The organism is Streptomyces sp. bgisy100 (assembly GCF_057709105.1).
This window is the reverse complement of record NZ_JBYITE010000004.1, coordinates 137,799-154,622: the sequence shown is the minus strand read 5'-3', so window position 1 is coordinate 154,622 and position 16,824 is coordinate 137,799. Positions and strand designations below refer to the sequence as shown.

13 protein-coding genes are annotated in these 16,824 nt (G+C 70.8%); 10 read left to right on the top strand and 3 right to left on the bottom strand.

Annotated features, from left to right (window positions below; all coding sequences use genetic code 11):
* Positions 1 to 189 precede the first annotated feature (189 nt).
* From AC3EQ1_RS04700 to AC3EQ1_RS04680, 5 genes are all read left to right on the top strand, one after another.
* Positions 190 to 1,146, top strand: a complete 957-nt coding sequence (locus AC3EQ1_RS04700) for an NAD(P)-dependent alcohol dehydrogenase (RefSeq protein ID WP_432092953.1) — start codon at positions 190 to 192, stop codon at positions 1,144 to 1,146.
* 573 nt (positions 1,147 to 1,719) lie between these two features.
* Positions 1,720 to 2,133, top strand: coding sequence for a hypothetical protein (locus AC3EQ1_RS04695; RefSeq protein ID WP_432093039.1), 414 nt, complete (start codon positions 1,720 to 1,722; stop codon positions 2,131 to 2,133).
* A gap of 430 nt (positions 2,134 to 2,563) precedes the next feature.
* Positions 2,564 to 3,289, top strand: a complete 726-nt coding sequence (locus tag AC3EQ1_RS04690; protein ID WP_432092952.1) for a hypothetical protein — start codon at positions 2,564 to 2,566, stop codon at positions 3,287 to 3,289.
* A complete protein-coding gene (locus AC3EQ1_RS04685) occupies positions 3,286 to 3,966 on the top strand; it encodes a DUF4166 domain-containing protein (protein ID WP_432092951.1) in 681 nt (226 codons plus the stop codon). The genes AC3EQ1_RS04690 and AC3EQ1_RS04685 overlap by 4 nt, the downstream gene beginning before the upstream one ends.
* A complete protein-coding gene (locus tag AC3EQ1_RS04680; protein ID WP_432092950.1) occupies positions 3,963 to 4,607 on the top strand; it encodes a TetR/AcrR family transcriptional regulator in 645 nt (214 codons plus the stop codon). Before AC3EQ1_RS04685 ends, AC3EQ1_RS04680 begins: the two co-directional genes overlap by 4 nt.
* 63 nt (positions 4,608 to 4,670) lie before the next feature.
* Here the strand turns inward: AC3EQ1_RS04680 and AC3EQ1_RS04675 are convergent, their stop codons facing one another.
* Complete coding sequence (locus AC3EQ1_RS04675; protein WP_432092949.1) at positions 4,671 to 5,222, bottom strand: hypothetical protein; 552 nt, start codon at positions 5,220 to 5,222, stop codon at positions 4,671 to 4,673.
* Positions 5,223 to 6,452: 1,230 nt separating this feature from the next.
* Between AC3EQ1_RS04675 and AC3EQ1_RS04670 the strand changes: the two genes are divergently transcribed.
* Together AC3EQ1_RS04670 and AC3EQ1_RS04665 are read left to right on the top strand one after the other, a co-directional pair.
* Positions 6,453 to 9,011 (top strand): SdrD B-like domain-containing protein, encoded by a 2,559-nt coding sequence (locus tag AC3EQ1_RS04670; protein WP_432092948.1) that lies wholly within the window; start codon positions 6,453 to 6,455, stop codon positions 9,009 to 9,011.
* A gap of 302 nt (positions 9,012 to 9,313) precedes the next feature.
* Complete coding sequence (locus tag AC3EQ1_RS04665; RefSeq protein WP_432093038.1) at positions 9,314 to 9,994, top strand: hypothetical protein; 681 nt, start codon at positions 9,314 to 9,316, stop codon at positions 9,992 to 9,994.
* 7 nt (positions 9,995 to 10,001) lie between these two features.
* Here AC3EQ1_RS04665 and AC3EQ1_RS04660 read toward each other — a convergent pair whose 3' ends face one another.
* The gene (locus AC3EQ1_RS04660) at positions 10,002 to 11,213 is read right to left on the bottom strand and encodes a right-handed parallel beta-helix repeat-containing protein (protein WP_488187141.1); all 1,212 of its coding nucleotides are present in this window, start codon (positions 11,211 to 11,213) and stop codon (positions 10,002 to 10,004) included.
* 220 nt (positions 11,214 to 11,433) lie between these two features.
* Here AC3EQ1_RS04660 and AC3EQ1_RS04655 point away from each other — a divergent pair, with 220 nt between their 5' ends.
* Positions 11,434 to 12,591 (top strand): Dyp-type peroxidase, encoded by a 1,158-nt coding sequence (locus AC3EQ1_RS04655; RefSeq protein WP_432092946.1) that lies wholly within the window; start codon positions 11,434 to 11,436, stop codon positions 12,589 to 12,591.
* Between the two features lie 235 nt (positions 12,592 to 12,826).
* Here the strand turns inward: AC3EQ1_RS04655 and AC3EQ1_RS04650 are convergent, their stop codons facing one another.
* Entirely contained in the window at positions 12,827 to 13,993 is a 1,167-nt protein-coding gene (locus AC3EQ1_RS04650) for a magnesium and cobalt transport protein CorA (protein WP_432092945.1), read from the bottom strand.
* Positions 13,994 to 14,586: 593 nt separating this feature from the next.
* Between AC3EQ1_RS04650 and AC3EQ1_RS04645 the strand changes: the two genes are divergently transcribed.
* Positions 14,587 to 15,327, top strand: a complete 741-nt coding sequence (locus AC3EQ1_RS04645; RefSeq protein ID WP_432092944.1) for a PP2C family protein-serine/threonine phosphatase — start codon at positions 14,587 to 14,589, stop codon at positions 15,325 to 15,327.
* A 187-nt stretch (positions 15,328 to 15,514) separates the two neighbouring features.
* Complete coding sequence (locus tag AC3EQ1_RS04640) at positions 15,515 to 16,648, top strand: winged helix DNA-binding domain-containing protein (protein WP_432092943.1); 1,134 nt, start codon at positions 15,515 to 15,517, stop codon at positions 16,646 to 16,648.
* Positions 16,649 to 16,824 lie beyond the last annotated feature (176 nt).

Here is a 16,824-nt window from a genome sequence, read left to right as displayed (position 1 = left end):
GGCCCTCGCCTGCCCGGCCCGAGCCGCCCACCTCGGCCGAGCCCGTGAACGCTCGGCCCAAAAACGCTCCGCCCGAGAACGCTCAGCCCGTGACCGCCCGGCCCGTGAGCCCGGCCGCACGCCCGCCCGGCCTGTGCCGAACACACCACCACTAACGCCCTGACCGGCAACAACCGATAGGAGAACCCCATGAAGGCCGCCCAGATCACCGGTTACGGAGACGCACCGACCGTCCTGCGGATCAACGACGTCGACCGCCCCGCGCCCGGACCGGGTGAGGTGCTGGTGGCGGTCGAGGCGTCCGGCGTGAACGGGCTCGACACCATTGTTCGCGCGGGGGGACTGCGGATCGTGACCGGGCGCCGGTTCCCGATCGGTGTGGGACTGGACTTCGCCGGTGTCGTCGCCGCGACCGGTGCCGATGTCCGCGACCACCGGGTGGGGGACCGTGTGTGGGGCACGGTGCCCCCGCTGAAGCGGCGCACCGTCGGCCCGGCCGCCGAGTACGTCGTGGTCGGCGCGGATCGCATCGGGCCCGCTCCGGCAGGCATCTCCTCGGTGGAGGCGGCCTCCCTCGTCGTCGCCGGGACCACCGCGCTGACCGCGCTGCGCGACACCCTGCGCTTCACCAGCGGCGAGCGGCTCCTGGTCCGCGGTGCTGCCGGCGGAGTCGGCACGGCGGCCGTGCAGCTCGCCCACGCGATGGGTGGTCACGTCACCGCGCTGGCCCGCGCCCGCCATGCCGAGCCGCTGCGCGCTCTGGGGGCCGACGAGGTCTTCGACTACGGCGTCACCGCACCGGACGGCATCGGCCCCTTCGACGTCATCCTGGACACGGTCGGCTCCGAACTGCACGGCTACCGGCGCCGGCTGACCCGCGACGGCAGGATGGCCACCATCGCCCTGTCGGCCTCCTCCGTGGCCGCGATCGCCGCCTCGACCGTGCACGGCTCCCGCCGCATCCGCACCTTGAGCTCCGACCCCGACGCTGCGGTGCTGCGCGCCCTGGCCGGTCACGTGGCCTCCGGCGGGCTGCGGCCCGTGGTCGACAGCGTGTATCCGCTGACCGACATCGCCGCGGCGCACCAGGCGTTCGAACGGGGCGGTGTGGTGGGCAAGCAGGTGGTGACGGTGTCCGGCACGTGACCGGGGCACGGGGCGACGTGCCCTCTTTACGCCGCAGCGGTCGCACCTTCCGCAGGATGAGCATGAGGGTATCCGGGCCCGGTACGCCACGGTATGCGAGCCGGGCATGGTGGGCGACGGCATTCGCGGCAAGTGCACCGTCACGGCCGAGCGGCACGGATGACCCCACGCCCCCCGTCGTGCCCTCGGGGCTTCGGAGTGTCTGCAGTGAGGCGGTCGGAGCCGGGTGTGACACTTTCGCCCGGCGCGCCGCAGTGGAGAGTGCCGATTGCTGTCGGCCGCGCGATTCCTTGATGTCTGCGGTCCCCCCCCCGCCGTCTCAAGTTGTCGCGCGTGGCGCGGGTGGTGCCCAGTCGGCCGCCCGCGCCATTGACTCGTCGTTTGCGAGGTGGCGGCCCGAGGGCATCGATGTGACAAAGCGGTGAAGAGAGTTTCGGAATCGTCCGACAGGAAATGCGTGAGACCGTGAATTATCCCAATGAAGGCATACCGCAAAATCGCCCATACGGCTCCGGTCGAAACTCTCCCTACCATGACGGATGGAACTCGCCGGATACCGGTGATACGCCTCCGCTGCCGTATGCCCAGGCGGAGCCCCCGCAACACGGCAATTCACCCTCGCCCTACGCCCCGGCCCCGGCCGGTCCGTACAACGCCGTTCCGGACGCGGCCTCCGATGCAAGTAGGAGTGGGGGAGGAAACCGGCGAGGCCTCGGAGCGGACCGACTCGCCTTGATCATTCACAGCCTCGCGGATATCGCTGCGGCTTTCCTCGGGCTGTGGATCCTGCTGTATCTGCTCGAAGCGAATCAGGTGAATGTCTTCGTCGGCTTCGTGCACGGTGTGGCCGACTGGCTCGCCGGCTGGTCTCAGGACATCTTCGTCATGGAGGCGGAAGGGCTGCGTGTTTTCTTCAACTACGCTCTTCCCGCGCTGATTTACCTCGCGGTCGGCCATGGCGCAGCCGCATGGCTGCGACGCCTCTGACCGTGCTTCCGCCGGGCTCAGGGGGCGCAGGTTTCCCGTGCCCCCTGAGCGTCGATACGGGTGCCCGTCCGACCGCTCCAGGGCCATGTGAGCGTTCCCCCGGCACAGACTGGCCTGCATCGTCCCCGACAGCAGGCTTCCACGGGCGTTTCCCTGCACGGCCGGGATCGTTGGCCGCAATCAGCACGGCCTGATCGTCCAGCCGGGGTCCGACGCCGTTCAGCGAGGCCCTGACCAGGCCGGTCAAGGCCCGATGGCGCGAACGGCACAGCGGCCCCGAAGCGCCGCACCCCGCACCCCGCGCTCCGTGCTCGTCCTCCGGCCCCGTGCAAGCAATCTCCCTCCCGGACACCCGCCTTGAGCGACTGCTCAAAACGCTCTACGCTGCGTTTTGAGCAGTCGCTCAAAACGTCTGGGACGGGGAAGTCGTATGAGGTTGTACGTGGAGGCGCGCATCCGCGCCGGGATCGACGAGGTGTGGGACCGCAGCCAGTCACCGGACCGGCACCAGCGCTGGGACCTGAGGTTCAGCGAGATCGACTATCTGCCGTGCGCGCCGGGGGAGCCGCAGCGCTTCCGCTACGCCACCCGCGTCCTGCCGCTGCTCACGGTCGACGGCACCGGCGTCTCGGCCGGTGAGCGGAACCGGCCCGACGGCACCCGGACATCGGCCCTCCGCTTCTCCTCCGCGCACCCGCTGTCGCTCATCGAGGAGGGGCGCGGGTACTGGCGGTACGTCCCGGACGGTGCGGAGCTGCGGTTCCTCACCGGATACGACTACCGGCCGCGCTGGGGCCGCTTCGGCCGGGCCGCCGACCGGCTCCTCTTCCGGCCGCTGATGGGCTGGGCCACCGCTTGGTCCTTCGACCGGCTGCGGCTGTGGTGCGAACGCGGGATCACCCCCGAGCAGTCGTTGCGCCACGCCCTCGCGGAGCTGTTCGTCCGTATCGCCGCCGTCCTCGTCACCGCGGCTGTGGTGCCCGCCGCCGCGGCCGTGGTCCCCGTCCTCGCCGTGGCAGGCGCCGCGCTGCTGCTGCCGCCCCTGCCCGTCACCCCCGCCGCCCGCCGCTGTCTGCGCCGGCCGCCGGAACGGGCCGGACGCAGTGGGAGCGCTGCCGCCCCGACCGCCCTTCTCGCCACCCTGGAGCAGTCGTGACCTCGATATTCCAGCGCGCCCTGGGCGCCGACTTCGACCGGCTCCACCCGAAGATCCGGCGGCGCTTCTCGGTCGGGCTCGACAGCGGGGAGGCGTGTACCGGACGGGGCACGATGGACCGTATCTGGCACGGCCGCAGCTTCGTCCGGCCCTTCCTGGCCCTCGGCGGCAGCCGCCACATCCTCGTCCCGCAGGCCGGCCGGGACATCCCCTTCGTCATCGAGAACGTCCCGTACACGGACTCCTTCGGCCGGGAGACCGTCACCTTCGTCCGGACCTTCTCCTTCCCGCGCCGCCCCCGCCGCTTCGACGCCACCATGGTCTTCAGCCCCGAGCGCGGCTGCGTCGTCGACTACCTCGGCACCCACCAGCACCTCGCCACCGACCTGCACTTCACGGTGGACGACAGCGGATCCCTGGTCATCCGCTCCGGCGAACACCGCTTCCGGGAAGGGCCGGTCGACGTCCGGGTACCGGACCTGATCGGGGGCGATGCCGTGGTGCGCGAGTCGTACGATGAGGCGGCCGGGCGCTTCCGGATCCAGGTGCGGGTCGGCAACCGGCGGTTCGGTCCCCTCTTCGGCTACGAGGGGTCCTTCTCCGCCGAGTTCGTGAACATCGCCGAGCGTGGAGTGCGCGCCGGGCTGCGGCCCCTGCGCGAGGAGGCCCGAACATGAGCGCCGACACCCGTACGAAACTGCTCGCCGGTGCGCTGCGGACGCTCACCGAGCAGGGCATCGCCAAGACCTCGGCCCGCAGCATCGCCGCCACCGCCGGAGTCAACCAGGCCTTGGTCTTCTATCACTTCGGCAGCGTCGACGAACTCCTCGCCGCCGCCTGCCGGTACGGCGCCGAGCAGCGCGTGGTGCGCTACCGCGAACGCCTGGCCCGGGTCGGCAGCCTCGCCGAACTCCTGGAGCTGGGGCGGGAGCTGCACACCGAGGAGCGGGCCGGCGGCCATGTCGCCGTCCTCGCCCAGCTGTTGGCCGGAGCCCAGACCCAGCCCCGGCTCGCCCCCGCGACCGCCGCCGGCCTCGCCCTGTGGATCGAGGAGATCGAACAGGTGCTGAGGCGGGTGCTGACCGGCACGCCGATCGCCGACTTCGTGGACGTCACCGGCCTTTCCCGGGCCCTCGCGGCGGGTTTCGTCGGCCTGGAGCTGTACGAGGGCGTGGACCCGGAGGGTGCGCTGGCGGCCCTGGACGCACTGGAGCAGCTCTCCGGGCTGGTCGCCGTCCTGGAGGAACTGGGCCCGGTCGCCCAACGGGCCGTACGGGCACGCATCCGGCGCAGCACCGCCCGACGCACTCAAGGCTGACAGCGGCCCCGCCTCTCAGGGAGCGCGCTCGTCCGGCCGGCCGAACGGTGCAGGACAGCTCACTCAGTTGATCGCAGGGGACCCCTTGAGCTGCCACTTGCGGTCGCCCTTTCCGTCACCGTCGTAGTCATACACAACGTATCCGTCGCTCGACCAACCGCCGGCTGATCCGACATATCCGTCCTGCATGCACTTTCGCGCTGTTCCGTTGCTCCACTTGTGTGTATTGATGTCCCGCGTGAGGTCACAGACAATGGTCTGCTTGTTGCCATTGTTCTTTTCGAGTCGTAGATGAACTGAGAACTCATCGAATCGCTTGACCCCGGGGATGAGGAATCCTCCGTACCAGTTGGTGCGAGTAGTCGCGTAGTAAGTACCCGGGTTTCCACCCGTCTTGGAGATGCACACATTTACCGACACGCCAACAGCTACGTTGGGGGCGCGACGGAACGGCCGGGAGCTGGAGTTGTAGTGATCACACTTTCCCCTCCCCCCGGCGGGAGTCACTTCGGCAGCCCGAGCGTTCTGCCCTTCCCCGGCCACGGCCGGGGTTGTGGCACTGCCCGCCATGGCGGCAACGGCAATTGCGACGAGGATCTTCTTGGTCCGGTCCATATTCTATTCCTTTCATCGGCGCTGCGTAGCGGGCACTGGCCGACCACCAGGTATCAGTGGAGACAAGACGTCGAGGCGCGCAAATGCTCGCTGCGCCCGTGCACAGTCCCCGGCTGCCGCTGTCTCTCCGCCCAGCTTTGCGCCGGCCCGGCTGGCTGTCGTTAGCTGTGAGTCCCCGCTGTCTTGGCAGTGCGTCTACTGAATGGCGCTGAGACTTCGTCGCTGCACACGCGGCAACCTCGACAGGCCCGGCCGGAGTTCGACGAGCCGGAGAGCCGGCGTGCGCACCCGCCGACGGGCCCCTCAGCGTTACGCCGGCCAGACCCCGGAAGCCGGCAGGCGGCGGGGCTGCTCCCTGGCAGTGCTCAGCCCGTTGTGACCGAGTGCTGTACTTGGCGATTTTGAGCACCATGGTTGGCGGGCGAGGTTGAGCCGGGATCACGAGTGGATCCGATTCGGGAAACCCGACAGCCACGCGCCATGCCGCTCTCAAGGAATATCGCGGTCAGCTCATGCCACAGCTCGACGTCTGTTCGGGCCGATGGATCCTGTCGCGGTGGCGGGCGGGGCGTGGGTACGGTGCCCTGGCAGGACGTCCCGTACCTGTTGTGGGGAAATCCGTGATCCATTCGCGTTCGGATCCCTATTAGTAAGTATGACATCCCGACAATCATGCAGCAGGCGAACCGTGGACCAATCGGCTGCACAGCGCCCCTGTGTGACGCGTACGTCCCGGACGCGTCACCCGGGCTGAACGCACCCAACGGGACCGGATCCGACCATTACCCGGATCCGGCCATTGCGTCGCTGTCGCACATACTTCCGATCGCCAATCTCCGGGCGCTCGGGGGGCGGATCCCGATGGATTCCAGGGGCTCTACTGGTGACGGCGAGACTCCAGCGGATAAGATATCGCGCGCTGCTCGCGATGGCGGTCGGTGAGGTCGGCGGTGAGGGCAGGAGTGCCGTGGTTGAGCTGCAAAAAGACGCAACCCGGTGCGGTCCTGCTCAAGGCTCTGAACGCGCGTTCGCTTTTCCTGGCCCACGGCAGTTATGGCTCGCCCGCAATGCCCTCGAACGATCAGCGCAAAGGTGTCCACGCAACAGCGGTGGACCCTTTTTCTTTTCCGCGGCGTTCGCGGCCGGCAGCCGCGCGTCCGGGGCCAGTGGGCGTGCGGCGAGAAGCGGGTGCTTCGTTTTCACGACAAGAGAAGTGTGGAGTGTGGTGCCATGAACCGAGTCGGCAGAGACTCACGCCGGTCGGCCCGCAGGCTTGCGGGGCGGCTGGCGCGCATAGGGTTATCCGTTCTCCTGCTGGCAGGCGGCGCCGTAGGGGCGACGGCCGGCCCGGCCGCCGCTTCGACCGCAGACGGCACGCTGACGGTTGAGGTGCTGCGCGATTTCTTCGGCACCGGCGTGGTCAACACCACGATGGACGTGCCCCAGCGGGGCATGAAGGTGGAGATCTCCGACCCTGCCGGGCACGTTGTCACGGGCGTCACCGATGCCACCGGAAAGGTCGTGGTGGCGCAGTCGACGGTGCTGAAAGGCGGCCGGTACCGCGTCGACGTCAGCGTCCCGGCACCGTACAGCGACTATCTGCGGGCGGCGCCCGCGTCGACGGCGGAGAACCACTTCAACAGCTTCACGTCGTTCGTGGATGTGTCGGACGGAAAGAACGCCTCGGTGGTGACGGGGGTGTGGGATCCGGCCGACTATGCACTGCCGGACTCGCGGTATTTCGTACCGGTCCACAACGGTGCCAACGGGACGGACAACCGGGCGTTGGTGGCGTTCGGGACGAAGACCCGGGGCACGTGTCCCACCGATGTGGCGTGCCCGGACACACTGGCCACGCAGGACCAGGTGGGCACGACGTTCGGGTTGGCGTACGACAAGCACCGGACCCGGCTGTTCCAGAGCGCGTTCGCCCGCCGTTACGCCCCCTACGGGCCGGAGGGCGCCGGCGCGATCTACACGGTGCCGGCCAACGGCTCGGGTACGCCACAGCTGTTCGCGCGGGTGCCGGACGCCGCGGTGACGCAGCACGACACCGCCAACATGATCAAGGATGCCGGGTTCACCGACGCGCCGGGCAAGGAGAGCATCGGTGGCCTGGCCCTGTCGGAGGACGGCTCCACGCTGTACGCGGTGAACCTGCGGACCCGCAGCCTGGTGAGCTTCGACGCGACAGGGGCCACCGCCTCGGAGCCCGAGGCGACGGTCCCGATCCCGGACCCGGGGTGCGCGAGCCCCGGCGACTGGCGGCCGTTCGGTCTCCAGGTCCACAACAACACGCTGTACGTGGGCGGCGTGTGCAGCGCGGAGAGCACGCGGCAGCGCGCGGACCTGAAAGCCCTCGTCTCCACCTACGACGGCAAGCGGTTCACCACGGTGCTGAACCACCCGCTCACGGACAAACGCGGCAGCGTCTTCGGTTCCGGCGACAAGGCCACCCACTGGAACCCGTGGAACACCGGCCTGGACACGTGGGACGACCGGAAGGCGGGCGGCGTCTTCATCGATCCGCAGCCGGAGCTGGCCTCCCTCGCCTTCGCCCGGGACGGCTCGATGATCCTGGGTTTCCGCGACCGGTTCATGGACGTGCTCAGTTGGGGAGGGCTGGACCCACGCCCGGGGAACGACACGGCGGAAATCGCCATGTCCGGTGGTGACATCACCATGGTCTGTGCCACTCCCACCGGAGAATTCGAGTGGGAGGGCACCGGGAGCTGCCCCAACCACGCCACCCCCGCCAACAATGGCGGCCAGCCCGCCGATGTCGTCGAATACTTCCCGGGCGACTTCTACGCCAACGCACACCAGGAGACCGCGCTGGGGTCGGTGGCCTATATCCCGCAGCAGCAGTGGGTCGTCAGCACGGAGTTCGACCCGGTCGTCGACGTCGCGACCTCAGGGACCGGGTACCACGACATCACGACCGGCCAGGGCCCGGGCAACAACCCGACCGCCAACGGGTTCCAGTTCGTCAGCCGGGAACAGGGCGGGTTCGGCAAGGCCGGCGGGCTCGGTGACATCGCCTACGCGGCGGCGAACGCGCCGATCCAGATCGGCAACGTCGTGTGGTTCGACGGCGACCACAACGGGATCCAGGACCCGGGCCACGTGCTGCTGCCGGGGGCGACGATCAACCTGCTGGACGCGGACGGCGAACAGGTCGCCACGACCAGGACCGATGCCGCCGGTGAGTACTACTTCGGTGGTGTCGGCGCCGAGTACGAGCTCACGCCGGGCGCGAAGTACACGGTGCAGTTCGACGTGTGCACCGCGGACACCGGCACGGTGCCCGGCCGGCCCCCGGCGAGCGAGCTGCGGTTCACGCTCCCGCGAGCCGGTGCCAAACGTGCGCATGACTCCAATGTGACACCGCCGACCACCGGGCCATTGTGCAGCGGTTCCGCGCCTGTCACGGCGCCGGACAAGCCGGGCGGCGTCGATCACACGATCGACGCCGGGGTGTACATCCCGAAGGCAACGCCGACTCCGACTCCGACTCCGACCGATACCGCGACCCCGACCCCATCCCCGACCGATACCGCGCCCCCGACCTCACCACCGACCCCGGCCCCGACCTCACCACCGGTCCCGGCCTTGCCGCCGTCAGGCGCGCCGCCTGCTGACCCGGCCCCGACCGGCGGGAGCAAGGGTCCCCTGGCGAACACCGGTATGTCCGGGCTGCCACAGGTGATCGCCCTCGTCGGTCTGCTGGTGGGTGCGGGTCTGGCCCTCGCGCTCGTGAGCCGGAAGCGTCGCGCCCGGAAACACTGAACGAAGCGAACAACAGTGATCTGCCTGCCCGCGATCCGTATGGCGCGGTCAGGCAGATCACGCCTCGGCCGGTCCACGAGGGCCGGCCTTCAAGTCGTCCGTCACCGGACTGCCGAGCGTCGCCGCGACCGCACGGCGGCCGGGCGGTGTGGTGATGGAGAGGGTGAATCAGCAGAGTGTCAGCGTGGAATCGCGTGCGGAGCGTGAGAAGCCGGCAAACCCGACCAGGCCGTGCGGCTGACCGGCGCCGAAGGCTGCGGGCCCGCTGGGCGGCAGCCGTCATCGGCGCAGCGGCCGTCGCGGTGGCCGCGTTCCTGGTCGCCGACGGCGGTTCCGGCCCCACCGGTCCGCGCGCACTGACGTCGGGTGAGGTGAACCGGCTGGCGATGACGCGGTTCCGCAACTACGAGGCGCACGGCCGCGCGCTGACGATCACCGTGCCGGGCACCGCCGGAGGACTGATCGTCACCGGGTCCGTCGACTACCGACGCAAGATCGGTTATGGCGTGGTGCACGGCACCGGGCGCGACACATCCAGCGACGGGCTGATCGAGTGGACGGCCACCGCGGTGTTCGTCCACCCGATGGCGAACGCCCCGGCGCACGCGCCCGCGTCGCCGCCCCGCTCGGGCTGGTACAGCCGTCCCCTGCAGTCGTCCGGCAGCTCGCTGGACAGTTCGCTGGCCATCGCACTCGGCCTCGGCATCGACCGGCCGGACAACGCCGAACTGCTGCCGCAGAACGGCGCCGCCTGGCTGGGACGGGACCAGGTGGACGGGCATCGGGTGGACGTCATGACCGGGCCGTCCTCCCGCGACCGCTCCGGTACGGCGGACCGGGTGCGCTACTGGGTCGGCTCGGACGGCACCATGTACCGGGTCCGCATCAGCGTGGGTTCCGGGTCGCAGCCGGTGGTCATCGATTTCGACACTCACGGTTACGTTCCGGTCAAGCCGGTGCCCGGGGTCACCCCGACGCGGTAGCCGCTGTTCAGGACGTCGGCACCCGCGCGTCCGTGGCGAGCAGGGACGCCGGCGGCAGCGGGACGCCGGCCACGTCCGGCAGGGCCGGAACGGCTGGGACGGCGGTGGCGCCCGTAGTGGTGGCGTGAGGGAACTGCGGCTGTCGATCAGGCGCCGCGACCTCGGTGAACGGGATGCCACCGGGTGCCGTCCGCATCGCCCACCTGCCGGCCGGCGAGGGCGACTTGGCGGGCAGCGGACAGGCCGCGGCTGTCGCGAGCCGGGCGGGCACCGTGGTGCGCAGATCGTTGCCACGCAGGCAGTTGCCCCGTCCCCGCGTGGCGGTGGGGAACGTCCAGCCGACGTCGACGCCGTTGCGGGTGAACGTGTTGTCCACGATCCGGTTGCCGACCGACGGGATGTCGGCGGTTGCGGTGATCACCAGCCCGGCGTTGCTGTTGTCGGCGATGCGGTTGCGGACGAACCGGTTGTCGCTGCCGCCGTCGACGCCGATGCCGGTGCCCCACCCGCCGTCGGCCTGCTGCGGGGTGGCCCGCTGCTGGTTGGCGGCGATCAGATTGCCCGCGATGACGGCGCCCCGCTGCGGGAGCAGCTTCTCCTGGTGGTCGGAGTTGGTGGTCAGACCGACCCGGTTGCCGACAAGACGGTTGCGGACCACATACAGGTCGCCGCCGGCGTTGGTGCCTTCGTAACCGACCGCGTTGAGTTCGGCGACATTGTCCCGCACCACGACGCGACACGGCTTGCACTGCCCGACATAGATCCCCGAGTCGGCCCCGCCCGACGCGTACGAGTGCTCGATGACTCCGTCCTGCGCGGAGAACGCGTAGATGCCGTACAGACCGTTGCGGGTCGCGGTCACATGCGAGACCAGGAACGACTTCAGGAAGGTGACCGGCTCATCGCCGGTGTCGTAGCCGCCGCTCTGCCCCGGCAGACCCGCGGCCGCCGCCGCCGAACCGGTGACCAGCACGCCGTTCTGCGTGTTGTTCTCCACCGTCAGGTTCTCCACGGCCACTCCGGGCGCCGCGACGACGACACCGTTCGGCTGCCGCAACCGCCCGTCGATGACGACCCTGTCCCGGGACGCGCCGCGAAGAGTGATGCGAGCCGTGTCGATCCTCACCGACTCGTGGTACACGCCAGGAGCGACCAGCACCAGATCACCGGGCCGAGCCAAGGACACCGCATCCGAGATCGTCGGGGCATCGGCAGGCACGCGGATCGTCACATGCGCACCGGTCGGTCGACGGCCTTTGCTTGATCCGTCATCCCCACCGCCGCCGCAGCCGACCACCAGTGCCAGCGTGCCCAGTACCGCCGCCACCACGCGAAAAGCTAATCGAGGCATGATCGCAGTCTGGCAGAACGCCCAATTCCACGCCCTAATAGGCGAGATCGACCCGCGCACACGATGCGGATATGGCACTCTGCACCCCATGCATCGAGCTGATCACCGTCCGTCGCGCCGCGCGTTCCTCGATGTCTCCGGCACCATGGTGGCCGCCGGCCTGACCGCCGGGTGCGCATCGGACTCCGCCCCGCCGGGCCGGCACGCCCCCACCGCACCGGCCACGCCGACGCCAGTGGTGGCGACGGGCCGGCATCAGGCAGGCATCACGCTCCCTCAGCCGGCCCAGCCCAACCTGCTGGCCGTGGTGGCCGACCTCGGTGCCACCGTGGCTCCCGGCCCGTTACTGGCCGACCTGGGCCGGGCCATCCGCACACTCGTCGCGGGGAACGATCCGCGGCTGCTGGGCCTGCCACCGGGCGACCTCACCGTGACCGTCGGCGTGGGCCCCCGACTGGTCCGCACGGCCGGTGCCTCGCTGCCCGGAGCGGCCGACCTCCCGCGATTCTCCCGCGAGCGGATCGCCCCGCGGGCACGCGGCGGTGACCTGCTGATGCAGATCTGCGCCGGCGACGCGCTGCTCCTGCCGGTCGTCGCCGCCGCGCTGGTGGACCAGGCCGGTGACCGCATCCACGAACGCTGGCGGCAGTCCGCACGCCGCGGTACGAACGTGCCCGTCGGCAACGGCCTCACCGCGCCACGGAACCCGCTCGGTTTCATCGACGGCATCGTGGGTCCGCACACGACCGCCGAACAACAACGCGACCTGTGGCTGGCCGGGCCCCCTGCGGTCGCCGGCGGCACCCTTGCCGTACTGCGGCGCATGGAACTCGACCTGCCCCGGTTCGCCGCCCTGTCCGTAGCCGAGCAGGAAGCGGTCTTCGGGCGGCGCCGGGCCGGCGGCGCCCCCCTCTCCGGCGGCACCGTCGCCTCGGACCCGCAACTCGGCGCCAAGACACCGGACGGACGCTATCTCGTCCCCGCAGACGCCCACGTACGCAGGGCGAACCCCTCCGTGGTCGGTGCCGGCCTCATGCTCCGCCGCTCCTACAGCACCGACGAGCCCGCCCCCGGCCTGCTCTTCATCAGCTTCCAGAACGACCTGCGGACCTTCACCGCCACCCTCACCCACATGGACACCTCCGACGCACTGCTGCAATTCACCACCACAACCGCGAGCGCGACCTTCCTGATCCTCCCTGGCTTCGACCGGCAACGCCCACTCGGTTCCCAGCTGTTCGCCTGACCCCGTCATCTTTCTCGCGGTCCTGCAAGAGGGCCGCCGGTCTCCGGGTCCGGTTCGACTGTTGCCCCCGTCGATGGGATGACCTGGGGGCACCGGGCCCGAGGGGTGCCGTCGGAGACGCTGATCAGAGGCCCGACCACTGCCCGGCCGGGCGCCATGCCCGGCCGCATTCGGGCGGCAGGTCTGCCATGACGTGGATGGGTCTTGCAGGGCATCCGCTCATGCGGACGATGACTCAGAGCCAGCCCCGCCGCTTGAAGATGACGTACAGACTGATGCACACCACTCCCATCAGCGCGATGGCGAAGGGGTAGCCGAACACCCAGTGCAACTCCGGCATGTGGTCGAAGTTCATGCCGTAGATCGTTCCCACCAGGGTGGGTGCGAAGAGGATGGCCGCCCACGCCGAGATCTTCTTGATCTCTTCGTTCTGTTCGAACCCGGCCTCCGCCAGGGCCCGCATCTCCGCGTTCTGCTGCTGTCCCACGAGGGTCGCGTTGACCGTGAGGATGTCGGCGAGCGCCTGGCGGAAGCTGTCCACCCGCTCGCTGGTGTGGGTGACGTGGTCGGCGACGTCCCGGAGGTAACGCTGCAGTTCCTCGTCGGTGCCGTACTTCGCGAATCCCGCCATCAGGCCGTTGAGCATGCCCACCAGGGGGCGGGTGGCCCGCTGGAACTCGACCATCTCGCGGGCCAGTTCGTAGATCCGGCGGGACACTTCCGGCTTGCCGAGGAAGACTTCGGTCTCGATCTCGTCGAGGTCGTTCTGCACCCCCGCGACCACCGGGACGTACCCGTCGACCACCGCGTCGAGGATCGCGTACAGCACCGCCTCCGGGCCCAGGCTCAGCAGTTCGGGCGTCTCCTCCATCCGGCGGCGCACCCCGGAGAGGTCCGGCGCCGCGCCGTGCCGCACCGTGATGACGAAGTCCGCGCCCACGAACACATGCAGCTCACCGAAGTCGATGTCCTCGGGGTCGTCCAGGTAGCGGGCGGCGCGCAGCACCACGAAGAGCGTGTCGCCGTACCGCTCCAGCTTCGGACGCTGATGGGCCTCCAGGGCGTCCTCGACCGCCAGCGGGTGGAGATCGAATTCCTCGGCGAGCGACAGCAGCTCGGACTCCGTCGGCCGGTGCAGTCCGATCCACGCCATGCCGTCCTGCTGCTCGCGCAGCTCGCGGAACGTTTCGGCGAGGGACGCCGGAGTGCTGACGCGCCGGCCGTCCCGGTACAGCGCGGCGTGCACCACGCTGCTCTCCCCGTTGCCCATGCCCTCGGTGCCGGTCCGAGCCGGCGCGGGCGCGGGTGCGGACGGGGGCCCGTCCGCGGGCCGGGCCGAGGAGGGACGCAGCCAGGAGTGCTTCCGCCCGGGAAGCAGGGGGCGAGGGCGGCGCTCGGACATGGGGGTCCCTTCGGTGGGGAACGGCAGGGTCGGCATCGGGTCGCACCGCGCGCACCGTTCCCGGCTCTCCGCTAGCGCCGGGACAGGCAGCGCAGGGACGGGCCGGTGCTCCACGGCGTACGACTGGGGGGTTCGCTGCGCATCACAGCCCCACCTCCTGCCTCGCTCGCATGTCACTGAGCCACCAGGCAGGATATACGGCGCGAAAGCCGCGGGCGAACCTCGCACGGGTGAGGGGGAGCGGGCCGGAGGCGCGGCTGCCGCCGGGCCCGTCGTCGGGACCGGCAGCACAATGGAGGTACGCGGCAGGCGGGCGGGCGCTGCCGTCCCCGGGGCCCGTCCCGAAGACGGGACGGCCCGTCCGGGACGGTCGGGAAGCCGGGCGGGACGCCGTGACGCCCTGGCCCCGTACCTGGGGTATCGGCTCCCGTGCAGGAGGCCCCGGACGCGGGTGCAGGCCCGGTTCGAGGGGCCCGCGCTGGACACGGCAGCCCGCGCCAGGCCCGCGCGGCACACAGTAAGGAGCCCTCCGGGAGGCAGGCCGGAGACCACGGAGCCCTCCGGGAGATCCCGTCCGGAAGACGAGGACATCCATGGCCTACATCGTGGTGAGCGCGCTGAGTCACGCGGGGCTGCTGCGCGACAGCAATGAGGACAGCCTGGTCGTCGGGCCCTGGACGCTGTGCAGCACCGTCACCGAGAGCCCGCAGACCCTGCTCTTCCCGCTGGGAAACCCGCTGGTCGTGGCGGTCGCCGACGGACTCGGCGGGCATCCGGCGGGCGAGGTCGCCAGCGCCATGGTGGTGCGCAGGCTGTCCCGGGTCGGTCCGGCGCTGGACAGCGAGGAGACCGTCCGGGACGCCCTGGAGGACTGCAACCGGGCGGTGTACGCGGCCGCCGACGGTGACCCCGACCTGATCATGATGGGCACCACCGTGGCGGGCCTGGTGCTGACCCGGGACCGGGCCGTCGTCTTCAACATCGGCGACAGCCGGGTGTACGGGGTCGGTGCGGAGGAGGTACGGGAGCTGACCCTCGACGACAACCCTCCTCTGGCACCCGGCGAGCGCAGCTCGACCGTGGTCACCCAGACCCTCGGCGGCACGCCCGACTTCAGCCCCGTCGACCCGCATGTGTCCGGCACACCGCTGTCCACCGGCGACCGCTGGCTCATCTGCTCGGACGGGCTGACCGATCCGGTGCCGGACGAGGAGCTCGGCGGGATCCTCCGGGTGCACGCGGACGGCAGAGCCGCCTACGAACTCTGGAAGGCAGCCATGGACGCCGGCGGACCGGACAACGTCACGCTCGCCCTCGTCCGCATCGGCGAGTAGCGCCGCGGCACACTGCCTCCCGCCTGCCGGGTGAGTCGCCGCACGCTGCCTCCCGTCTGCCGGGTGAGTCGCCGCATGCTGCGCCCCGCCCAGCGCGTCCACCTCCGGCAGGCGGCTTCCGATGCAGGCGGGCATCACCTCGCCCAAGCGGACCGGAGCTGACCGCATGGCCGCCTAGCGTGGAGCCATGCCGACCGACGCCGCACCCTCCGCCGCCGCCACAGCACCCGTACTCGGCCCCCGCGCGCTCAACCGTGCCCTGCTGGACCGGCAGCTGCTGCTGCGCCGGGCGGAGCTGTCCGCGGAGGAGGCGGTGGAACACCTCGCGGGTGTGCACGCGCAGGTGCCCAAGGTGCCGTACTACGCCCTGTGGGCCCGGCTGGCCGGGTTCCGCCCGGAGGCGCTGTCGGAGCTCCTGGCCGGCCGACGCACCGTCCGGATCTCGCTCCAGCGGTCCACCCTGCACCTGGTCACCGCCCGCGACTGCCTCGCCTTCCGGCCCGTTCTCCAGGAGATGCAGGACCGCCGCTACCGGGGCACCTTCGGCAAGCGGATGGCGGGCGTGGACCTGACGCGGCTCGCGGAGGCCGCCCGGGCCCTGGTCGAGGAACGGCCGCTGACCTTCGGCGAGCTGGGCACCGCGCTGGCCGAGCTCTGGCCCGAGCGGGAACCCCTGGCGCTGTCGATGGCCGCCCGCACCGCCCTGCCCCTGGTGCAGGTGCCGCCGCGGGGGCTGTGGGGCCGCGGCGGGCTCGCCCGGCACACCACGGTGCGGCAGTGGCTGGGGGAGGAGCCCGGAGAGCCGACGGCGCAGGGGGTGGAGGCGCTGGTGCTGCGGTGTCTGACGGCGTTCGGCCCGGCTTCGGTGCGGGACGTGCAGGTCTGGTCCGGGCTCACCCGGCTCCGGGGGGTCGTCGACGGGCTGCGGCCGCGGCTGCGGACCTTCCGGGACGAGCACGGCGTGGAACTCTTCGACGTGCAGGACGGCGCGCTGCCGGATCCCGGGACCCCGGCACCGGTCCGCTTCCTCCCGGAGTACGACAACCTCTTCCTCTCGCACCACGACCGCACCCGGGTGATCGCGGACGCCTACCGGAAGCGGATCTGGCAGGGCAACCAGGCCTTCAGCCCGGTCCTCGTGGACGGATTCATCCGCGCCGTCTGGCGGATCGACCGGAACGGCGACACCGCGGCCCTGGCCGTCGAGCCGTTCGAGCCGCTGTCCCGGGCCGAGCGGGAGGCCATCGGGGCGGAGGGCTCCCGGCTGCTGGACTTCGCCGCCCCCGACGCCTCCCACGACATCCGGCTCGCCCCGCATTGAGGGTCCCGTCCACGGCGGCCTCGTCCACCGCGGTCCCGTCTACCGCGGCCTCGTCCACCGCGGTCCCGTGCGCCACAGTCCCGTCCACCGCGTCCTGTCCACCACGGTCCCGTCCCCGATCAGACGCTGCCCTGCCCCTGCCGCCGCCCCGGCCCCCGGCCAGGGCGGCCTACGGC

What these genes read in the sequence shown, in the direction of transcription:
- AC3EQ1_RS04700 (WP_432092953.1), top strand. Translation starts at nt 190, where the DNA reads ATGAAGGCCGCCCAGATCACCGGTTACGGAGACGCACCGACCGTCCTG.
- AC3EQ1_RS04690 (WP_432092952.1), top strand. Translation starts at nt 2,564, where the DNA reads ATGAGGTTGTACGTGGAGGCGCGCATCCGCGCCGGGATCGACGAGGTG.
- AC3EQ1_RS04680 (WP_432092950.1), top strand. Translation starts at nt 3,963, where the DNA reads ATGAGCGCCGACACCCGTACGAAACTGCTCGCCGGTGCGCTGCGGACG.
- AC3EQ1_RS04675 (WP_432092949.1), bottom strand. Translation starts at nt 5,222, where the DNA reads ATGGACCGGACCAAGAAGATCCTCGTCGCAATTGCCGTTGCCGCCATG.
- AC3EQ1_RS04670 (WP_432092948.1), top strand. Translation starts at nt 6,453, where the DNA reads ATGAACCGAGTCGGCAGAGACTCACGCCGGTCGGCCCGCAGGCTTGCG.
- AC3EQ1_RS04655 (WP_432092946.1), top strand. Translation starts at nt 11,434, where the DNA reads ATGCATCGAGCTGATCACCGTCCGTCGCGCCGCGCGTTCCTCGATGTC.
- AC3EQ1_RS04650 (WP_432092945.1), bottom strand. Translation starts at nt 13,993, where the DNA reads ATGTCCGAGCGCCGCCCTCGCCCCCTGCTTCCCGGGCGGAAGCACTCC.
- AC3EQ1_RS04645 (WP_432092944.1), top strand. Translation starts at nt 14,587, where the DNA reads ATGGCCTACATCGTGGTGAGCGCGCTGAGTCACGCGGGGCTGCTGCGC.
- AC3EQ1_RS04640 (WP_432092943.1), top strand. Translation starts at nt 15,515, where the DNA reads ATGCCGACCGACGCCGCACCCTCCGCCGCCGCCACAGCACCCGTACTC.